At 65.9% G+C, this 18,978-nt stretch carries 18 protein-coding genes; 9 read left to right on the top strand and 9 right to left on the bottom strand.

Going from position 1 to position 18,978, the window contains the following annotated elements; genetic code table 11:
• Positions 1-64: 64 nt before the first annotated feature.
• The gene (locus ACAG21_RS19710) at positions 65-1,141 is read left to right on the top strand and encodes a phosphotransferase (protein WP_370497940.1); all 1,077 of its coding nucleotides are present in this window, start codon (positions 65-67) and stop codon (positions 1,139-1,141) included.
• A gap of 6 nt (positions 1,142-1,147) precedes the next feature.
• Here the strand turns inward: ACAG21_RS19710 and ACAG21_RS19705 are convergent, their stop codons facing one another.
• The 3 genes from ACAG21_RS19705 to ACAG21_RS19695 all read right to left on the bottom strand — a co-directional run bounded on the left by ACAG21_RS19705 (position 1,148) and on the right by ACAG21_RS19695 (position 5,226).
• Positions 1,148-2,998 carry a fatty acyl-AMP ligase gene (locus ACAG21_RS19705; protein ID WP_370497939.1) on the bottom strand — a complete coding sequence of 617 codons (1,851 nt, stop codon included), beginning with the start codon at positions 2,996-2,998 and terminating at the stop codon, positions 1,148-1,150.
• Positions 2,999-3,211: 213 nt separating this feature from the next.
• Positions 3,212-4,033, bottom strand: coding sequence for a mycofactocin-coupled SDR family oxidoreductase (locus ACAG21_RS19700; RefSeq protein WP_096289523.1), 822 nt, complete (start codon positions 4,031-4,033; stop codon positions 3,212-3,214).
• Positions 4,033-5,226, bottom strand: a complete 1,194-nt coding sequence (locus ACAG21_RS19695; protein WP_370497938.1) for an acyl-CoA dehydrogenase family protein — start codon at positions 5,224-5,226, stop codon at positions 4,033-4,035. The genes ACAG21_RS19700 and ACAG21_RS19695 overlap by 1 nt, the downstream gene beginning before the upstream one ends.
• Before the next feature lie 121 nt (positions 5,227-5,347).
• Here ACAG21_RS19695 and fabG point away from each other — a divergent pair, with 121 nt between their 5' ends.
• The 5 genes from fabG to ACAG21_RS19670 are packed head-to-tail and all read left to right on the top strand — an operon-like array spanning position 5,348 to position 10,397.
• Positions 5,348-6,088, top strand: coding sequence for a 3-oxoacyl-ACP reductase FabG (gene fabG, locus ACAG21_RS19690; RefSeq protein WP_370497937.1), 741 nt, complete (start codon positions 5,348-5,350; stop codon positions 6,086-6,088).
• On the top strand, positions 6,085-7,296 hold the full coding sequence (locus tag ACAG21_RS19685; protein WP_370497936.1) for an acetyl-CoA C-acetyltransferase: 1,212 nt from the start codon (positions 6,085-6,087) through the stop codon (positions 7,294-7,296). Before fabG ends, ACAG21_RS19685 begins: the two co-directional genes overlap by 4 nt.
• A gap of 2 nt (positions 7,297-7,298) precedes the next feature.
• Positions 7,299-8,498 carry a CoA transferase gene (locus tag ACAG21_RS19680; RefSeq protein WP_370497935.1) on the top strand — a complete coding sequence of 400 codons (1,200 nt, stop codon included), beginning with the start codon at positions 7,299-7,301 and terminating at the stop codon, positions 8,496-8,498.
• A 20-nt stretch (positions 8,499-8,518) separates the two neighbouring features.
• Positions 8,519-9,712 carry an acyl-CoA dehydrogenase family protein gene (locus ACAG21_RS19675; RefSeq protein ID WP_370497934.1) on the top strand — a complete coding sequence of 398 codons (1,194 nt, stop codon included), beginning with the start codon at positions 8,519-8,521 and terminating at the stop codon, positions 9,710-9,712.
• Positions 9,713-9,716: 4 nt separating this feature from the next.
• Positions 9,717-10,397 carry a GntR family transcriptional regulator gene (locus ACAG21_RS19670; RefSeq protein ID WP_370497933.1) on the top strand — a complete coding sequence of 227 codons (681 nt, stop codon included), beginning with the start codon at positions 9,717-9,719 and terminating at the stop codon, positions 10,395-10,397.
• Here the strand turns inward: ACAG21_RS19670 and ACAG21_RS19665 are convergent.
• Positions 10,394-11,332, bottom strand: coding sequence for a GlxA family transcriptional regulator (locus ACAG21_RS19665; protein ID WP_370498031.1), 939 nt, complete (start codon positions 11,330-11,332; stop codon positions 10,394-10,396). The genes ACAG21_RS19670 and ACAG21_RS19665 overlap by 4 nt on opposite strands.
• A 75-nt stretch (positions 11,333-11,407) precedes the next feature.
• Here ACAG21_RS19665 and ACAG21_RS19660 point away from each other — a divergent pair, with 75 nt between their 5' ends.
• From ACAG21_RS19660 to ACAG21_RS19650, 3 genes are all read left to right on the top strand, one after another.
• Positions 11,408-12,064, top strand: coding sequence for a DJ-1/PfpI family protein (locus tag ACAG21_RS19660; RefSeq protein WP_370497932.1), 657 nt, complete (start codon positions 11,408-11,410; stop codon positions 12,062-12,064).
• A 1-nt stretch (position 12,065) separates the two neighbouring features.
• Complete coding sequence (locus ACAG21_RS19655; protein ID WP_370497931.1) at positions 12,066-12,374, top strand: hypothetical protein; 309 nt, start codon at positions 12,066-12,068, stop codon at positions 12,372-12,374.
• Between the two features lie 77 nt (positions 12,375-12,451).
• Positions 12,452-12,814, top strand: a complete 363-nt coding sequence (locus ACAG21_RS19650; RefSeq protein WP_370497930.1) for a hypothetical protein — start codon at positions 12,452-12,454, stop codon at positions 12,812-12,814.
• Here the strand turns inward: ACAG21_RS19650 and ACAG21_RS19645 are convergent.
• Genes ACAG21_RS19645 through ACAG21_RS19625 form a run of 5 tightly spaced genes read right to left on the bottom strand, consistent with a single transcriptional unit; the run spans position 12,790 to position 18,975 of the window.
• A complete protein-coding gene (locus tag ACAG21_RS19645) occupies positions 12,790-14,343 on the bottom strand; it encodes a class I adenylate-forming enzyme family protein (protein WP_370497929.1) in 1,554 nt (517 codons plus the stop codon). The genes ACAG21_RS19650 and ACAG21_RS19645 overlap by 25 nt on opposite strands.
• Positions 14,336-15,901: a class I adenylate-forming enzyme family protein gene (locus tag ACAG21_RS19640; RefSeq protein ID WP_370497928.1), complete on the bottom strand. Its 1,566-nt coding sequence runs from the start codon at positions 15,899-15,901 to the stop codon at positions 14,336-14,338. Before ACAG21_RS19640 ends, ACAG21_RS19645 begins: the two co-directional genes overlap by 8 nt.
• Positions 15,891-17,372, bottom strand: coding sequence for a class I adenylate-forming enzyme family protein (locus tag ACAG21_RS19635; RefSeq protein ID WP_370497927.1), 1,482 nt, complete (start codon positions 17,370-17,372; stop codon positions 15,891-15,893). Before ACAG21_RS19635 ends, ACAG21_RS19640 begins: the two co-directional genes overlap by 11 nt.
• On the bottom strand, positions 17,372-18,175 hold the full coding sequence (locus tag ACAG21_RS19630; protein ID WP_370497926.1) for an enoyl-CoA hydratase/isomerase family protein: 804 nt from the start codon (positions 18,173-18,175) through the stop codon (positions 17,372-17,374). Before ACAG21_RS19630 ends, ACAG21_RS19635 begins: the two co-directional genes overlap by 1 nt.
• Entirely contained in the window at positions 18,166-18,975 is an 810-nt protein-coding gene (locus tag ACAG21_RS19625; RefSeq protein ID WP_370497925.1) for an enoyl-CoA hydratase/isomerase family protein, read from the bottom strand. Before ACAG21_RS19625 ends, ACAG21_RS19630 begins: the two co-directional genes overlap by 10 nt.
• Positions 18,976-18,978 lie beyond the last annotated feature (3 nt).

Here is an 18,978-nt window from a genome sequence, read left to right as displayed (position 1 = left end):
ACTTGCCGTATGCCTTACAGTTGATCGGTCGGTCAGCTGGTGGATCCCGGAGGCGTGGTTGCGTATGAGTGCTGTGGTCTCGATTCCGCGGTACCCCGGCGATGTGACACCCGCATGGCTATCCGCGGCACTGAGCGAACGGCACGCACCGGTCGAGGTGTCCGCAGTCGACGTGGTGGCCATCGGCACGGGCCAGACCGGGGCGACCTATCGGGTGACGGCCGAGTACGCCGCCGATCCCGGTGAGCTGCCGCAGACCTTCGTGATCAAGCTGCCCGCCCAGGACGACACCGTGCGCGACCGCGTCGTGATCGGCTACCGCAGCGAATGCGCCTTCTACACGTCGGTGGCCGACCGTGTGCGGGTGCCTACCCCGAGTTGCTACTACTGCCAGATCACCGACGACGCCATGGAATACGCGCTGCTGCTGGCCGACCAGGCGCCCGCGGTGCAAGGCGACCAGATCGCTGGCTGCGGCGAACAGGAGGCGCGGTTGTCGGTGCTGGCGCTGGCCGGGCTGCACGGGCCGAGCTGGTGCGACCCCTACTGGCTGGATCTGCCCGGGCTCGCGTTTCCCCGTCCGGATGACGACATGGCCAAGGGTCTCGGCGAAGTCGCGAAGATGAGTGCCGACATCACCCTGGAAAAGCTGGGCGACCGGATGAGTGCCGAAGATCGCGAGACCTTCACCACGACAATGGGTTTGGTGACACCATGGCTGTCGTCCGAGCGGGACCGGTTCGCGTTGCTGCACGGTGACTACCGGCTGGACAATCTGCTCTTCGATCCGGGGCGTACCCGGGTGAGTGTGGTCGACTGGCAAACGCTCGGCGTGGGTCTGCCGGCGCGGGATCTCGCGTATTTCACGGCGACGAGCCTGAATTCGCAGCTTCGATCCACCGTCGAGCAAGACCTCGTCATCGACTATCATCAAGCGCTGCTGGGTTACGGCGTCACCGGCTACGACCGCGAAACATGTTGGCGCGATTACCGACTCGGGATGCCGCAGGCGTTGCTGATCTCCGCCCTGGGCTTCGCCTTCGCGACCTCGACCGAACGCGGTGACGACATGGTGCTGGCGATGCTCAGTCGTGGCTGCCAGGCCGTCCGCGATCTGGGGACGCTGGAACTGCTCGGCTGAGCCCGGTTATCGGTTGAACCGGCCGTCGAGATACTCGGCCCGGCACGCGTTGCGGGCGAGTTTGCCGCTGGTGGTGCGCGGAATCGCGCCGGCGGCAACCAGTCGCAGGTCGGCTACCCGAACCTGATGCTCGCGTGCGACCGCCGCCCGCACGGCCGCGGCGATCGCCTCGGGATCCGCGCGGCCGACACCCGCGGCGCGTTCGGCGACGATGACAAGTTGCTCGGCCGAGCCACCGTCGGAAACCTCGGCCGGCACCGAGAATGCCGCCACGTAGCCGGTCCGGATGGCCGGCGACGATTGACTGACCGTGGTTTCGATGTCGTGCGGATAGTGGTTGCGGCCGTCGATGATGATGAGGTCTTTGATCCGACCGGTCAGGTAGATCTCGCCGTCGATGTACACGCCGAGATCGCCGGTGGCCAGCCAGTAGCAGTTGTCCGGTGCGCCCTCGGCGTGGCTGCCCTGCTCGAGGCGGGACTGCAGCTTGTTGCCGAACGTGCGCTGCGACTCTTCCTCGCGCCCGAAGTAGCCGCGGGCGATGTTGTTGCCGTGCAGCCAGATTTCCCCGACACCGTAGTCCGGCACCTCGCCCCCGTCCGGGCTGGCGATCACGGCCCAGAGATCGCGGAACGGACGGCCGCAGGACACATAGGCCACCGCACCCTCGGCGTCCGGTTCGACGATCACCGCGCGCCCCGCGGCGAGTTCAGCGCGGTCCAGGTAGACCGCCTTGAACCCGGAATGTGGGGGAGTGCTGGCAACTCCGAGCGTCGCCTCCGCCATCCCGTAGGACGGTTTGACCGCTGTCGCGGGCAGTCCGTAAGGCGCGAAGGCGTTGGTGAATTTCTCGATGGCGGCAATCGTGACCGGCTCGGAGCCGTTGAGCAGGCCGACCACGTTGCGCAGGTCGATGTCGGCGCCTTCGGGGGGCAGCCCGCGCTCGGCGGCCAATTCGAATGCGAAATTGGGTGCGGCGGCGAACGTCGGGCCGTTGGCGGCTTCCGCGCTCAATCCCTTGATCCACCGGAACGGCCGGCGTACGAAGGCCATGGGATCCAGCAGCGTCAGGTATTCGCCACCGCACAACGCCGGGAACATGATCATGATCAGTCCCATGTCGTGGTACAGCGGCAGCCAGCTCACGCTGTGCGTGTTTCGGTGCAGGTCGCCGGCCAGGATCATCTGCAGCACGTTGGTGCAGACGGCGCGATGGGTGACCTCCACGCCGGCCGGGCTGCGGGTCGACCCCGAGGTGTACTGCAGGTACGCGATGTCGTCGGTGCCGATCGTCGGCTCGACGAACATCGAGGCCAGCGACGCCGGGATCGCGTCGACCGCGATCAGGCGTGGGCGCCCGGCCACCGGGTGCGCGCGCAGTGACTCGCGCACGGACTCGGCCGCCGCGGTGGTCGTCAACACCACGGCGGGGCGCGCGTCGGACAGCACGGCCGTCAACCGCTCGGTATGACCGGCCAGGGTGGGAGCGAACAGCGGAACCGCGATATTGCCTGCGTGGACGGCGGCGAAGAACGACGCCACATACTCAAGACCCTGGGGCGCCAAGATCGCGACACGATCTCCGGGCTTGGCAACCTGCTGGAGACGGGCGCCGATCGAGCGGACTTGGGTCCACAGCTCGTTCCAGCTCAGTTCGAGGACGCGGCCGTCCTGCTCTTTGGCGTAGTCGATGAACCGGTAGGACGGACGGTCGCCGAATGCCGCACGGTTCTGGTCGAAGAACGACGTGAGCGTCAAGCCGTCCGGCAGGACGATGGAGCCGTCGGCGCGGACGTAATCATTAATGTCAGCCGCCAGTGGCTCAGCAGCATTAATCGACATTTGGGGCCGTCCCATGTTGAGAGAATAAGTAACGCTCTTAGTCTTTTGCTCCACCGGGTGGGTGTGTCGCCCAGGTCGTTCAATAACGATGTGATGTATATCACATTACGGCGACGTAATGCGCAGCTCATCGGGTAACCGACAAACGGCTCCATCTGACGTTGTCAGAACGAAACATGTTGGGGCATTTCGTAGCTCGGTGGCGTTGCGGCTACCGATGTCCACTCGTCAGTATTGGCTCGACCCCTGATCGACCCGGATCTGGGCCGCGGTGACTTTGCGCGACTCGTCGCTGGCCAGCCAGCAGACGGCGTCGGCGATCTCTTCCGGTTCGGCAACCCAGTCGGGCAGAAACGGCGTCAATACGTGCGCCAGCTGGGGGTTGGTTTCCATCGCCCTGGCTACCGCCGCGACCATGTCGCCGGAGCCCATCTGTGTGTTCACCGGGCCAGGGTGGACGCTGTTGACCCGGATCGAGTGCTTGCCCAGTTCGGCCGCGAAGGCCCGGGCCAGCCCGGTGACGGCGTGCTTGCTGGCCGTGTAGTGCACCATGAACGGCTGCTGCTTGGCCCCGGCTGCCGAGCTGATCAGAATGATCGAGCCGCCACGCCCGCCTTCGATGATCTTGTCCGCACCGGCCATCACGGTGTTCCAGGTGCCCGTCACGTTGATGTCCAGCACGTGGCCGAAGTCTTCGGGCGTGATCTCGTTCCACGGCTGCGGGGCCGCGACCCCGGCGTTGGCCACGATGATGTCCAGGCGTCCGAACGCGGCGACGCCATCGTCGACGGCCTTGCGCAGCGCTTCCAGGTCGCGGGTGTCGACAACCGAGGCGAGGATGCGACGGTTGGTTTCCTCAACGAGGCGAACGGTTTCGGCCAGGTCCTCTTCCGTCGCCGGATCGTAGGGAACGCAGGACGGCAGCTTGCCGGCGATGTCGACGGCGATGATGTCGGCGCCTTCGGCGGCCATCCGCACGGCGTGGGCCCGGCCCTGTCCGCGCGCCGCTCCCGTGATGAAAGCGACACGCCCCTCCAACTTGCCTGCCATTAGCGCTCCTTCGCTGTGGTAGCCCGCCCCGCGGCCTTGACCAGGTTCGAGCCGATGATCAGACGCTGGATCTCGCTGGTGCCCTCGTACAGTCGTAACAGCCGCACGTCGCGGTAGATGCGTTCGACGGCCACGCCACGCATATACCCGCTACCGCCGTGAATCTGCACCGCGAGATCGGCGACGCGGCCCGCCATTTCGGTGCAGTACAGCTTCGCCGCGGACGGCGCCACCCGGCGGTCCTCGTCGGTCACCCAGAGCCGGGCGGCCTCGCGTACCAACGCGCGCCCGGCCATCACCTCGGTCTGCTGGTCGGCGAGCATCGCTTGCACCAACTGGAAGCTGCCGATCGCCGCGCCGCCCTGGGTCGCGGTGGCGGCGTAGGCCACGGATTCGTCGAGCGCGCGGGTTGCGGCGCCCACCGCCAGCGCGGCGATGTGGACTCGTCCCCGCGCGAGCGACGTCATCGCGGCCCGGTAGCCGACGTCTTCGCTGCCACCGACGAGCGCATCGGAGCCGACGCGAACGTCGGTGAAGTTGACGTCGGCCGTCCACGCGCCTTCCTGGCCCATCTTGGCGTCCTTGACGCCCACCTCGACACCCGCGGTATCGGCGGGAACCAGGAACACCGCGATCCCCGGACCCTCGTCGTCGGCCGGGCGGGTGCGCGCGAACACCACGAACAGATCGGCGACGGGTGCGTTGGTGATGAAGCGCTTCTGGCCGGAGATCACCCAATCGTCATCGACTCGAGCGGCTTTGGTGCGCAAGCCGGCCGGGTTGGATCCGGCGCCGGGTTCGGTCAGCGCGAACGATGCGACAACATCGCCGGAGGCTATCGGTTCCAGCCAGCGGGATTTCTGTTCTTCGGTGCCGAACCCCACCAACACCTGCCCGGCGATGCCGTTGTTGGTGCCGAACATCGAACGCACGGCCAGCGAGGTGTAGCCCAGCTCCATCGCTAGCTCGACGTCTTGCATCAGGTTCAGGCCGAGACCGCCCCATTCCTGGGGAATCGCGTAGCCGAACAAACCCATCTTCTTGGCCTCGTCGCGCAGGTCGTCGGGGACGCGATCCTCGTCAAGGATCTCTTGCTCGCGGGGAACGACGGCGGTGCGCACGAATTGCCTTGTCTGAGCGAGGATCTCGCGGAAATCATCGTCGCTGACTGCTGCGGATTCGGCGGTGGCCATTGGCGTCACACTCCTCTCCCTGGCGGGATGCCCTGGTCCAGGGCAGGATCCTATATCAAATATGATATTTGCCTGGAGCGTGCCCGGTGGGTGACGAAAACAGTGAAGGAAGTGGAGCCAGATGTCGTTGTTGACAGGTCAGACGGCGGTAATCACAGGCGGAGCGCAGGGCCTGGGTCTGGCCATCGCGCAGCGGTTTGTCGCCGAGGGTGCGCGCGTGGTGCTCGGCGACGTCAACCTCGAGGAAACCCAAGTCGTGGCCAAACAGCTGGGCGGTGATGACGTCGCCGTCGCGGTGCGCTGCGATGTCACGCAATCGTCTGACGTGCAGGCCCTGATCCAGACCGCGGTGCAACATTTCGGCGGCCTGGACATCATGGTCAACAACGCCGGCATCACCCGCGATGCCACCATGCGCAAGATGACCGAGGAACAGTTCGATCAGGTCATCAACGTGCACCTGAAGGGGACCTGGAACGGCACCCGGCTCGCCGCGGCGATCATGCGGGAAAACAAGCGCGGCGCGATCATCAACATGTCCTCGGTCTCGGGGAAGGTCGGCATGGTCGGCCAGACCAACTACTCGGCGGCCAAGGCCGGCATTGTCGGCATGACCAAGGCGGCCGCCAAGGAGTTGGCCTACCTGGGTATACGGGTGAACGCCATCGCTCCGGGTTTGATCCGCTCCGCCATGACAGAGGCTATGCCCCAACGCATTTGGGACTCGAAGGTCGCCGAGGTGCCGATGGGCCGCGCCGGCGAGCCCAGTGAGGTGGCCAGCGTGGCGCTGTTCCTGGCATCCGACCTGTCGTCGTACATGACCGGCACCGTTATGGAAATCACCGGCGGCCGCCACCTATGAGTGCCGAGGTCGTCATCTGCGAGCCCGTCCGCACGCCGATCGGCCGTTACGGCGGAATGTTCAAGCCGCTCAGCGCCGTTGATCTCGGGGTTGCCGCGCTCAAAGGACTGCTGGAGCGCACCGGACTGGCTGCTGATGCCGTGCAGGACGTGATCCTCGGTCACTGCTATCCCAACAGCGATGCGCCCGCGATCGGACGGGTGGTGGCGTTGGACGCCGGCTTGCCGGTGACGGTGCCCGGCATGCAGGTGGACCGTCGCTGTGGGTCGGGCCTGCAGGCCGTCATCCAGGCCTGCCAGCAGGTGGGCGCCGGGGACAATGACCTGGTCATCGCCGGGGGATGCGAAAGCATGAGCAATGTCGCCTTCTACTCCACCGACATGCGTTGGGGCGCCCGCAACGGCGTGCGGGTGCACGACGGGCTGGCGCGCGGGCGCACGACCGCCGGTGGCCGTCACTACCCGGTTGCGGGAGGGATGCTCGAGACCGCGGAAAACCTGCGCCGCCGGTACGGCATTTCACGTCAGGAGCAGGACGAGCTTGCGGTGCGGTCGCATCAGCGCGCCGTCGCCGCGCAGCAGGACGGCGTGCTGGCCGACGAGATCATTCCAGTCGCGGTGACCACTCGCGGCGGCGAGGAAGTGATCGACACCGATGAGCATCCCCGCGCCGACACCTCGGTGGAATCCCTGAGCAGGCTCAAACCGGTTCTGCTCAAGGATGATCCGGAGGCGACGGTCACCGCGGGCAACGCCAGCGGGCAGAACGACGCCGCATCGATGTGTGTGGTGACCACGCTGGAGAAAGCAGACGAGTATGGCCTGACACCCCTGGTCCGCATGGTGTCGTGGGGCCTGGCGGGGGTGGCGCCCAACATCATGGGGATCGGTCCGGTTCCCGCTACCGAGGCTGCGCTGGCCAAGGCCGGTTTGCAACTGTCCGACATCGATCTCATCGAGCTCAACGAAGCCTTTGCCGCCCAAGCCCTTGCGGTGATGCGCGAATGGAAGTTCGGCGCGGGCGATTTCGACCGAACCAATGTGCACGGCTCGGGAATCTCGCTGGGGCATCCGGTCGGCGCGACCGGCGGGCGGATGCTCGCCACTTTGGCGCGTGAGCTCAACCGTCGCCAGGCACGCTACGGGCTGGAGACCATGTGCATCGGCGGCGGTCAAGGCCTGGCCGCGATCTTCGAACGGGTCAGCTAACGATGAGCAATCCCGGGTTGCCGCTGGCCGGCCTCACCGTGGTCGAGGTGTCCAGTTTCGTCGCCGCGCCACTATGTGGCATGACGCTGAGTCAGCTTGGCGCAGAGGTGATCCGCGTCGACCCGATCGGCGGCGCCTCCGACGTCCAGCGCTGGCCACTGTCGGCGGACGGCACCTCGATCTATTGGACGGGTCTGAACAAGGGAAAACGTTCGGCCACCATCGATATGCGTTCGCCCGAGGGGCAGGAGCTGGTTTCGCGGCTGATCATCGAGGGCGACGGGATTGTGGTGACCAATGCCGCCGGCCTGTCCTGGCTGAGCCACGATGTGCTGTCGGCCAAGCGATCCGACGTGGTTCACGTCCAGTTGCTCGGGCGCGGTGACGGGTCCACCGGGGTGGATTACACCGTGAACGCCGGCATCGGCTACCCGCTCGTCACGGGCCCGGCCGACGCGGCCGGTCCGATCAATCACGTGTTGCCGGCCTGGGATGTGTGCTGCGGACTGTACGCCGCGTTGGCGGTCGTGACTGCCGTCCGGCGTCGCGAGCAGTCCGGGGTCGGGGCGCGGATCAGCCTGGCGTTGGAGGATGTCGCCCTGGCCACCGCCGCGAATCTTGGCTTGCTGACCGAACCTCAAGTCAACGGGACGCAGCGCGAGCGGCTGGGCAATGCCATCTACGGTCAGTACGGGCAGGACTTCACCAGCCGCGACGGGGTCCGGTTCATGGTTGTCCTGTTGACCGGCAGGCACTTTCGCGACCTGCTCAGGGTGACGAATACGGGCGCCGCGGTGTCGGCGCTCGCTGAGGCGCTGGGGGTGGATTTCGGTTCCGAGGGCGATCGCTACCGATACCGGGACGTGCTGTCCGGTCTATTCGCCACCTGGTTCGCCGACCATACCGCCGATGAGATCACCGCCGCGCTGTCGGACACCACGGTGTTGTTCGAGCGCTACCGCACCTTCGCCGAGGTTGCTGCCGAACCGAAAGTAACTGCTAATCCCATGTTTTCGCGTCTGCGGCAACCCGGCGTGGGCGACTATCTGGCACCGGGCCTGCCGGCCGCGTTCGACGGGGCGCATCCGGGTCCCGCGCCCGCGCCTGCCCTGGGGCAAGACACCGCCGAGGTCCTGCGGCGCCTGGGCTTGACCACCGCCGACATCGAGCGCCTCGCGAGCGCGAACACCATCGCTTGCTGAGCCGGAAGGAACCACAGCACATGACCAAGCTCGCCCAAACCCTCGGGCTGACCGAATTCCAGACCGAGATCATCGCCACGGTGCGCCAATTCGTCGAGAAAGAAGTCATCCCCAACGCGGCCGAACTCGAACGCGGCGACACCTACCCGCAGCACATCGTCGACCAGATGCGCGAGATGGGCCTGTTCGGACTGATGATTCCGCAGCAGTATGGCGGGCTGGGGGAGTCGCTGCTGACCTACGCGTTGTGCGTGGAGGAGCTGGCGCGCGGCTGGATGAGCGTGTCCGGGGTGCTCAACACCCATTTCATCGTGGCGTACATGCTGCGCCAGCACGGCACGGACGAGCAGAAGCAGCGCTTCCTGCCCCGGATGGCGGCCGGCGAGACTCGCGGTGCTTTTTCGATGTCGGAGCCTGAGTTGGGTTCTGATGTGGCGGCGATCCGCACCCGGGCCCGTCGCGAGGCCGACGGCACCTACATCATCAACGGCCAGAAGATGTGGCTGACCAACGGCGCCACCTCCACCCTGGTGGCGGTGCTGGTGCGCACCGACGAAGGCTCGGACAAACCGCACCGCAACCTGACCGCATTCCTGGTCGAGAAGCCGGTCGGATTCGGCGAAGTCGTTGCCGGCCTGCACATTCCGGGCAAGATCGACAAGCTGGGCTACAAGGGCATCGAAACCACCGAGATGATTTTCGACGGTTACCGGGCCAGCGCCGACGATGTACTCGGCGGCATCACCGGACAGGGCTTCTTCCAGATGATGGACGGCATCGAGGTTGGCCGGGTCAACGTGTCGGCGCGCGCGTGTGGCGTGGGGCTGCGTGCCTTCGAGCTCGCGGTGCGCTACGCGCAGCAGCGCCAGACGTTCGGAAAGCCGATCGCCGAGCACCAGGCCATCGCGTTCCAGCTGGCCGAGATGGCGACGAAAGTCGAAGCGGCACATCTGATGATGGTCAACGCGGCGCGGCTGAAGGATTCGGGCGAGCGTAACGACGTCGCTGCCGGAATGGCCAAATATCTGTGCAGCGAATACTGCACCGAGGTGACTCAGCAGAGCTTCCGGATCCACGGCGGCTACGGCTATTCCAAGGAATACGAGATCGAGCGGCTGATGCGTGACGCGCCGTTCCTGCTGATCGGCGAGGGAACCAGCGAGATCCAGAAGAACATCATCAGCAAGCGATTGCTCGCGGAATACCAGGTGTAGGCAGATGAGCGTTCCGGATTTCGCTGCGCGCCCTCAACTTTCCGAGGACGTCGCGCGGATTATCCGTGGGCGGATATTCGACGGCGTCTATACCGCGGGGTCCTATATTCGGCTGGACCAACTGGCCGCCGAGTTGGGGATCAGTGTCACACCGGTCCGTGAGGCGCTGTTCGCGCTGCGTGCCGAGGGGCTGATCGCCCAGCAGCCCCGTCGCGGCTTCGTGGTGTTGCCGGTCACCGGCCGAGACGTCACCGACGTGGCGAACGTGCAGGCACATGTCGGTGGAGAGCTGGCCGCGCGGGCCGCGGTCAACATCACTGCCGAGCAGCTGCATGAACTCAAGGAACTGCAGGCCCAGCTGGAACAGGCCTATGCCGGCGATGACCACGAGCGAACGGTCCGGCTGAACCACGAGTTTCACCGAGCCATCAACGTGGCGGCGGACTCGCCGAAACTCGCACAGTTGATGTCGCAGATCACCCGATACGCCCCCGAATCGGTGTTTCCCTCGATCGAGGGCTGGCCGAGCCAGTCGATCAAGGACCATCGGAAGATCTTGACCGCGCTTGAAATTCACGACGACAAACTTGCCCGCGCGGCAATGTCGGAACACCTTGCCGCCGGGGCTATTCCGTTGATCGACCACCTCGTCGCGCGCGGTGTGGTGCTTGACGAGGAATCTTAGCTCTGGCGAAAGGTGCTGCGATAACTCTGCGGCGACACTCCGGACACCCGGCGGAATTGTTCGCGGAAATTCGTCGCTGACGCGAAACCTACTTGGCGCGAGATGTTTTCGACACTATCGGCAGTTCTCTCCAGCAGCTGCTGGGCGTGGCGGATCCGGACATTGTTGACCCACTGCATGGGTGTCTGACCGGTCTCGAGCTTGAATCTTCGATTGATCGTCCGCTCGCTGCTGGCTGCCTGGCGGGCAATGTCGCGCAGCGTCAGTGGTAGGTGCGCGTTGTTCTCGATCCAAATCAATAGGCCGTCGAGTTCGGTGTTGGACATGCGCCGGTTGCGGATGATGAATTGTGCTTGGCCGCCGCTGCGGTGCAGCGGGGTGACGGCCAGGCGCGCGGCGTCAGCGGCGGCGGCCGAGCCATAATCGCGAGCGACCATGTGCAGGCACAGATCCAGTCCGGCCGACGCTCCCGCCGAGGTGAGGACTTGGCCTTCGTCGACATAGAGCGCGTCGGCGTCAAGCCTGACAGTCGGGTAAGTCGCCGAAAACAACTCCGCCGCAAGCCAGTGCGTGGTCGCCCGCTTGCCGTCCAGGATGCCCGCGGCGGCGACGGTAAAAGTGCCGCTACAGATCGATGCGATTCGAATACCCTTGTGGTAAGCGGACTTCAATGCCTCGATCACGTCGCCGCGGACTGCTGCCGCGGCATCATTGCGGCCCGGCACGACGATGGTGTCGGCGTTGGCGAGCTCGTCTAGGCCGAAGTCGGTCGCGATCCGGATTGGCCCCGCCGCGACCACGGGTTCGCAGCCACACACTCGAACCCGGTAGCCCGGCGCTGCATTGTCGAGCCAGACACGGCCGAAGACCTCGACTGCTATCGCGAGGTCGAAGGCGATGGTGTCGGGCTCGGCCAGAACGGCGACGGTATGCATGGCTTGGCAATATACCGGCGCAATGTGGCAATCCAGCCACTGGTCTGAGTCGTAGCGACCGGCGAACATAGCCGGGTGCATGCGCAAATTGTGTTGTACGACGGGTTCGACCCGTTGGACGTCATCGCTCCGTTCGAAGTTCTTGCGGCCGGCTCGGATATGGTCGCGGGCGAGCTCTGGGTGACATTGGTGGCGGCGGAAGGCCCTCGCCGCGTGACGAGCGGGACCCGCGGCTTGACGCTGGCCGCCACCGCCGTGCTCGATCCGTCCGAACCGGGGTGTGTGATCGTCCCCGGTGCCAGCGGGCCGATCGCCGGTGACCCCGATGACGGCGTCGAGACCATTCCGGTGTTGTTGGCACGGGCTGCGCAGACCGAACTGACTCCGCTGCTGCACAAGGCATTTGCCAATCCCGACGTGACCATGGCGGCGGTGTGTGGTGGTTCGGTGGTGATGGCGATGTCGGGCCTGATCGAAGGGCGTCACGCCGTAACGCATCGTTTGGGCCTGGATCTGCTCGAGGCCGCGGGCGTGCACCCCGTCGCGGCCCGCGTCGTCGACGACGGAGATCTGGTGACCGCCGGCGGCGTGACGTCGGGGCTTGACCTGGCGCTGCATCTGCTCGATCGCTGCTACGGCCCTCAAATCGCCCACGCCGTCGAGGAACTCTTCGAATACGAACGGCGGGGCACCGTATGGCGGCCGGTGGGCCGAGAACCTGTGGAGGTTTAAATTGAGCATCGAAGGCGACTGGGATGTAACGATCAAGACCCCGATCGGGACGCTGGCGGTGCTGTACGAGTTCACACAGCTGCGCGACGGGCTGGCCGGCACGGCGACCTACAAAGACGAAACCGTTGCGTTGCAAGGTCTTACCAGCGAGCCGGCGGATGGGGGCACTCGACTCACCTGGCGCCAGTCGGTGAGCAGGCCGATGCGGCTGAATCTGGCATTCGACGTGCTCGTCCACGGTGATGTCCTGAGCGGACATTCGCGCGCCGGCCGGCTGCCACGCTCGGCGGTATCCGGGGTTCGCCGGTAGCCGTCGCCATCTCTTGTTGCTGGGGCCGGGCGGGGCATACGCTGCCATCAGGGTGGGCAACGAATGGAGAGAAGAAGATGACTCCCACGCTTCGGGTATCGGCCCTCTTCGTTGCAACCGCGACGGCGATCGCGTTCGGGGCACCGGCGCATGCGGATTTGCTCGACCCCATCCCCGGTAATGGCGTCTTCGTCGTCGGGGCTGACATCGCGCCCGGTCTCTACCACACCGGCGGATCGGGGTCGGCGTTCGGCGTGTGGATCAACAATGTGCCGACCCAGGACTCGATGTGCTCGTGGTTCACCTACAGCACGCCCGATGCCAACAAGGACCACGTACTGCAGACGAACACCTCGATCGGTCCGATGTTCGCGAACATCAATACTTCCGTGAAGGCCTTCGAGTCGCTGAACTGTCAACCCTGGACGCGGGTGCCCTGACGCCGGTCCGCGTCGGCGAGCATCTCGCGCAGCCGGCGGATGTCGACCTTACCGGTGCCGCCCCGCGGCACGTCGTCGTCGGAGTGCAGCAGGAGCCACACCGTCGGCACCTTAAAGGAACTCAGCGCGGCCGTCGCCTCGGTGCGCAACTGCGCGGCGGTCAGCCCACGATCACCGCACACCACCGCCGCGCCTACCCGTTCTCCCGCGGTGCCCGGCACATTGGTGACGAAGGCATTGTCGATGCCCTCGATGGTGCGCAGCGCTCGCTCGACCTCGCTCGGGTAGACCGTCGCGCCGCTGACTTTGAACATGTCGTCGGATCGCCCGTGGTAGAACAGGAATCCGTCCTCGTCCAGATGGCCCAGATCGCCGGTCGGGTAGAAGCCGTCGACGGTGAACAGCTCTTCGCGACTACGACAGCAGATCCCGCGCATCGTGTGCGGTCCACGGAGCTGGATCATCCCGGTGATACCGGCCGCGAGGGGCTCGCCGCTGTCGACGTCGACGATGCGGACTTCCATGCCGTCGAACGGTTTTCCGCAGCTGCCCCAGGCGGCCACCGGCATATCCGTGTCGGCGGGGTAGCCGCAGTACGGCCCGAAAGCCTCGGTCATACCGAACAGCATGGCTCGTGCTCCGGGCGCAGCCCGCTGCTCGGGCGGCAGCAAGGCTTCCAGGCTGCCCGGACGCAGTGCCGAAAGGTCAACGCCGGCCGCGCTCGCGTGCCGGGCCAGTGCCTCGGCTTGATCCGGCCAGCCGCGAAACAGGTTGACACGCTCGCGTTCCAGCAATCGCAGGGTGGTTTCGGGCCGGGGAAGTTCTTCGGTCACCAGGGTGGCGCCGGCCAGCAGGGCGGACAGTATTCCGCTGCCGAAACCACCCACCCAGAAGAATGGCATCGGCAGATACAGACGGGTCTGGGAGGTGATGCACCGCGCCGCAAGACCCGACCGCACGGCGCCCAACGCATTGCCATGAGAGTGCACGACACCCTTGGGTCTTCCGCTGCTGCCGGAGGTGAACATGATGACCAGCGGGTCGGCGGCGGTCACCGTGGCGGTCATGGCCTCGACGATGTGGCGTGCGCGATCGCTCGCTGGAGCGTCGTCAAGTTGTCCGGTCGACCAAACCCGGCGTAGCGCAGGCAGTTCGGCCCGCGGTACCGCCTCGAGGTCGTCGAGGTAGCGATGACCCCGGAATTCCTCGACGCTCACCAGGAACTGCACGGCCGCGATGCGCAGCTGTGCGACGAGTTCACTGGCCCGCAGCAGGGTACTCAACGGAACCAGCACGGCGCCAATGCGGGCCAGCGCGATGGAGATCTGCACCCAACGGACGCTGTTGGGCATGATCAATCCGACCCGGGTACCCTTGCCGACGCCGGCTTCGATGAATCCCGCCGCCAAATCGCTTGTCGTCGAATCGAGTTCGCGGTAGCTGAGCCGAGACGTGGGATCGATCACCATCGGCGTATCCCCGTGGAGGCCGGCTCGGAGCCGGACCAGCGCGTCGATGGTGTCAGGCATCGAAGAGCTGCTTCAGGCGCTGGATGTCGACCTTGCCGCTGGACATCAGCGGCACGTCGGCGGGTGCCAAGCTGATGAACCGTTTGGGGATCTTGTACGCGGACAGTTCGGATTTGAGTCGTTCGCTCAACGTCACGGTGTCCAGCGCAGTGGCACCGTCCGGCCGGACCACCACCGCGGCGACGAGTTGCCCCCGTCGTGGGTCGGGTAGGCCGATGACGTACGCCGGAGCTCCGCCGGTGACCTTGGTGATGGCCATCTGGACCTCGGCCGCCGAGACGTTGGCGCCGGCCGTTTTGATCATCGCGGCGCGCCGGCCGACAAAATAGACGAACCCGTCGTTATCCGTGCGCACCAAATCGCCGGTGTGCAACCAGCCGTCGGCGTCGAAGCACTCCTCGCGCGCCCGCTTGTAATAGCCCTGCATCACATACGGCCCGCGGATGCAGAGTTCGCCGACGTCTCCCACGGCGACGCGTTCGGCCGTCTCGGGGTCGATCAGCATCGTCTCGAATCCGGGCGCGGGCTTGCCGAACGATCCGCGCCGTGCTTCGGGCTGATCGGATTCGTCCTCTGCGATCAGCACGACGCTGCCCGCCTCGGTCATGCCCAGCATGTTGTGCCGCAGCTCCGGGTCGGTCGGCCTGCTGTCGGGGGCCATGATCGGGTAGAGGTTGCCGCGCCGCATCGACGACAGATCACGGTCGGGGTAACTCGGGTGGTCGACCAGGTGAGCGATGCCGGCCGCGAATCCATTGGTCACCGTCGGCTGTTCGGCCTCCAGCAGGTCCAGCATCGCCCCGGCATCGGTGGCGTTGGAGCATATCAAGGTCGAACCGGCTACCAGGGTGGCAAGCAGCCCGAACGCGAACCCGCCAATCCAGAAGAACGGCGAGTTGCAGAACAGCTTGTCCGTGGGGGTCAATCCGCGAATCCGGTTGAGATTGCGCTGATGTCCCAGCAGCGCGGCGTGGGTGTGCACCACGCCCTTGGGGGCGCTGGTCGATCCCGACGTGTAGACGATCGTTAGCGGGTCGCAGCCGTAGACGTCGGTTTCCATCGCCGCCAGCAGCTCGGGGTCGACGGTGCCGGCTCGTCGGAACATCGTCTCGTGAGTGATCGCGACGTGGCGCAGTTGTGGGGCGGCCGGTGTTAACAACCGGGAGTCGAGATCGACGTCCGGAAGCACCTCGGCCAACCGCTGCACGTAGTCGTGAGAGCGAAAAGACTTCGCTGTCAACAGTATTTCGACATCGCTGTCGACCAGCTGCTCGCCCATTTCGCGGGCGGTGACGAACGTCGAGAACGGCACCACCACAGCGCCGATCCGGGCGGCTGCCAGCATCGCGACGACGAACTCGGTGCCGTTGGGGTAGAGCACTCCCACATGGGTCCCCTTGCCCGCGCCGAGGGCGATCAGCCCGCGGGCGAGCTCCGCCGATGCGACGTCGGCTTCGGCGTAACTGATCCGCTCTGCGTCGCACACGAGAAGCGGATGGTTGTCCCGCGAGCCGGCCTGCTGCCGCAGGACGTCGGCGACCGTCGAATCACCGGGCATGATCGCGCTGCGCCGCGGATTCGTCGAAGAACCGGCGGATCTCACTCAGGTCGGCTTTACCCGACGGGGTGCGCGGAATCTCACCGACGATCGCGATCTCGGTGGGAATCTCGTAGCGCGCCAACCGCGTTCGCAGATACTGCACCAACGCATCGGTATCGGTGCCGTGCGAGTCGCGCAGTTGCACCATCGCGACCGGTGTCTCGCCGAGACGGGCGTCGGATCGCCCGATCACGGCCGCGCCCGCTACCGCCGGATGCCCCTCCAATGCGGCGCGCACGTCGTCGGGCATCACCTTGAAGCCGCCGCGAATGATCGCCTGATCGGCCCGCCCGACGATCCAGAGGAAGCCGTCGGCGTCGATGCGCGCCAAATCCGTGGTCCGCATCCAGGGCACCGAACGCCCCAGTTGTCCCGGTTTGACCTCGAGCAGCCCGACCTGGTCGGCTCCCAATGGCGTGCCGGCGTCATCGACCACCCGCAGCTGGGCGCCCGGGTTGGCCCGCCCGACGCTACCGCGTTTGCTGGACCAATGCTGCTGGTAGTCGGCCAGGGTCCAGCCGGCCACCCCACCACCGAATTCTGTTGCGGCATAGGATGTTAAGACGGGTATGCCGTATTTCTCGGTGAAGGCGTCGGCGTCGTCGGCCGACAGCGGGGCCGTGCCGCAGGTGACCGCTCGAATACTGTCCAGATCGGCGCGCGTCAGCGCGGAATGCAACACCGTCCGCAACGCGGCCGGCACCAGCGAGACAGCGCGCGGCCGATGCGTGCGCACCGCCTGTGCCCAGGCGTTGAGCTCGAAGCGTTCCAGCAGTACAAAGGATCTCGCTTCGGTGACGCATTGCAGGACCCGGAACACGCCGCCGATGTGCACCAGCGGTGAGTTCATGATCGCGACCCCGCGGCGCAGTTCCTGCGGCGCCGGCGCCTGGTCGGGGTCCGGATCCATCACGCTGCGCGCCAGCATGTCGTAGCCGAGGTCGATTCGCTTGGGCGGACCCGTCGTTCCACTGGTCAGCATCCGCACCGCGATTTGTGTTGCGGCCGTGAGCCCGTCGTGTGGTCCTACCGATTCGCCGGGCTCGGCGAGGCATCCGGAGATCGGCATGGTCGGCGTGCCGGGAGCGACCAAGGTGGCCAGATCCTCGGGCTCACCGACCACCAGGGGCAGTCGGAGTGCGGCGATGTCGGCTCGCGTGCGCTCGTCGCCACGCGATGGATTGATCGTCACGACGGTGCCCCCGCCCAGCAGCACACCGAGGAACGCCGCTACCTGGCCCGGGCGGTTGCGCAGCAGCATCCCGATCGCGGGGTTGTCGCGGTGTTCGGCGGTCACCGACGCCATGCGCCGCGCCGCTTCGGCGATCTGGCCCCACGACAGCCAACGACCGTCGTACTCGATCGCGGGTGCGCTCGGCCGCAGATCCAGTACGTCGGCGATGCGCTGACTCAACCGATGATGGCCCATCAGCGGATCTTTGGATCGGCAGGCTTGCCGTCGACGTCCTGCTGCGCCGCCAGTTCGGCGGTGCCCAGGGGGTTGCCCAGCCGGGTGTAGATCAACCCTTGCTCCATTGCGGCGCGGTAGGGCCGGTCCAGCGATTCCCATATTGCCTTGACGGTGCCCTGCGTGGCCGTCGGCGGCTTGGCCGCAATCGCCGCGGCGATCTCGTGGGCTCGGCTCCACAGCTGGTCGGTCGCGACCACCTCGGACACCAACCCGATCCGCAACGCGGTGTCGGCGCTGACCCGTTCGTCGTTGCCCATCAACGCGATGCGCAGCGTTTCGCCCAGGCCGACGCGGCGCATCAGGCCGATCGGCTCCAGTGCGCAGACCAGGCCCGCCGAGACGTGTGAGTCGAAAAACGTTGCGTCTTCGGCACAGATCACCACATCGGCCTCGTTGAGAAAGTAGAACGCACCCGCGGTGCACATGCCCTGGACGGCGCACACCACCGGCTTCCACAACTTCTGCCACTTGGGGCTGAGCAGTTCGCCGGGATCCTCGTGGTTCCATACGTTTTCGGGTTGCCCGTACGGCGTCTTGATGTCCAGGCCCGCGCTGAAAGCCCGGCTGCCGGCGGCCCGCAGCACCACTGCGTGCACCGACTCGTCGAGTTTGACGGTGCGCCACGCTTCGGCCATCTCCTCACACATCGTGCGGTTGAACGCATTCAGCTGATCGGGACGATTCAGCGTGATGGTCGCGACGTGGTCGTCCGCGCCGACGTCGAGGAGAATGGTTTCGAAACGCGGGGTACTCAACGGCACTGCCAGTTTGGTTTGCGCTTCTCGACAAAGGCTTTAGGACCTTCGGCGGCGTCCTCGGTCCGCAGCACCCGTTCGCGGAAGGTTTCGGCCATGACCTCGGCCTCGTGCAGCGGCACGTTCAAGCCCTTCAGAATCGCCAACCGGGTGCCCCGGACCGCCAATGGCGCATTGGAGTTGACGATGTCGGCTATCTCGCGGGCACGGTCCAGAAGCAGGTCGTGCTCGACGACCTCGCTGATCAATCCGAGCTCGTACGCGCGCCCAGCGCTCATCCGTTCGTGCTTACCCATCAAGGCCATTCGCAAAGCGATCGAGCGGGGCAGCACCCGGGAGATCCGCACCAATTCACGGCCGGCGACCAGTCCGATGCTGACGTGCGGATCGAAAAACGTCGCCTGTTCGGATGCGATGACGATGTCTGTCGTGGTGACCCAGTCCATGCCTGCGCCACAACAGATTCCGTTGACCGCGGTGATCACCGGCTTGGCCATCGTGCGGAACGGGGGAGTGCCCTCCTGTGGGGCCTCCCACTGGTCGTAGGTCGACAGATAGGGCCGCTCGTAAATCACCTTGCCGTCTTCGGGAATCTCCCTGACATCCGCCCCGCTGCAGAACGCGCGTCCAGTACCCGTCACGATGGTCAGCCAGACGTTGTCGTCGTTTTCGACCTCGTGATAGGCGGCGCGTAGCTCGGAGACCATGTGCGGGCTGAGCGCGTTGAGTGCCTCCGGACGGTTCAGTGTGATCGTGGCGGTGTGCCCGTCGACCTCGTATTTGATGGTGTCGAACGAGTCAGGCATCCG

This window comes from Mycobacterium sp. pR1184, from assembly GCF_041287235.1.
Taxonomy (GTDB): Bacteria; Actinomycetota; Actinomycetes; order Mycobacteriales; family Mycobacteriaceae; genus Mycobacterium.
Note: the sequence above shows the minus strand (reverse complement) of the source record. Positions and strands in the feature narration are given on the sequence as shown.

Bases quoted from the DNA above. Each gene is read 5' to 3' on its own strand.
- ACAG21_RS19710 (WP_370497940.1), top strand. From the start codon at position 65: ATGAGTGCTGTGGTCTCGATTCCGCGGTACCCCGGCGATGTGACACCC.
- ACAG21_RS19705 (WP_370497939.1), bottom strand. From the start codon at position 2,998: ATGGGACGGCCCCAAATGTCGATTAATGCTGCTGAGCCACTGGCGGCT.
- ACAG21_RS19700 (WP_096289523.1), bottom strand. From the start codon at position 4,033: ATGGCAGGCAAGTTGGAGGGGCGTGTCGCTTTCATCACGGGAGCGGCG.
- ACAG21_RS19695 (WP_370497938.1), bottom strand. From the start codon at position 5,226: ATGGCCACCGCCGAATCCGCAGCAGTCAGCGACGATGATTTCCGCGAG.
- fabG (WP_370497937.1), top strand. From the start codon at position 5,348: ATGTCGTTGTTGACAGGTCAGACGGCGGTAATCACAGGCGGAGCGCAG.
- ACAG21_RS19685 (WP_370497936.1), top strand. From the start codon at position 6,085: ATGAGTGCCGAGGTCGTCATCTGCGAGCCCGTCCGCACGCCGATCGGC.
- ACAG21_RS19680 (WP_370497935.1), top strand. From the start codon at position 7,299: ATGAGCAATCCCGGGTTGCCGCTGGCCGGCCTCACCGTGGTCGAGGTG.
- ACAG21_RS19675 (WP_370497934.1), top strand. From the start codon at position 8,519: ATGACCAAGCTCGCCCAAACCCTCGGGCTGACCGAATTCCAGACCGAG.
- ACAG21_RS19670 (WP_370497933.1), top strand. From the start codon at position 9,717: ATGAGCGTTCCGGATTTCGCTGCGCGCCCTCAACTTTCCGAGGACGTC.
- ACAG21_RS19665 (WP_370498031.1), bottom strand. From the start codon at position 11,332: ATGCATACCGTCGCCGTTCTGGCCGAGCCCGACACCATCGCCTTCGAC.
- ACAG21_RS19650 (WP_370497930.1), top strand. From the start codon at position 12,452: ATGACTCCCACGCTTCGGGTATCGGCCCTCTTCGTTGCAACCGCGACG.
- ACAG21_RS19645 (WP_370497929.1), bottom strand. From the start codon at position 14,343: ATGCCTGACACCATCGACGCGCTGGTCCGGCTCCGAGCCGGCCTCCAC.
- ACAG21_RS19640 (WP_370497928.1), bottom strand. From the start codon at position 15,901: ATGCCCGGTGATTCGACGGTCGCCGACGTCCTGCGGCAGCAGGCCGGC.
- ACAG21_RS19635 (WP_370497927.1), bottom strand. From the start codon at position 17,372: ATGGGCCATCATCGGTTGAGTCAGCGCATCGCCGACGTACTGGATCTG.
- ACAG21_RS19625 (WP_370497925.1), bottom strand. From the start codon at position 18,975: ATGCCTGACTCGTTCGACACCATCAAATACGAGGTCGACGGGCACACC.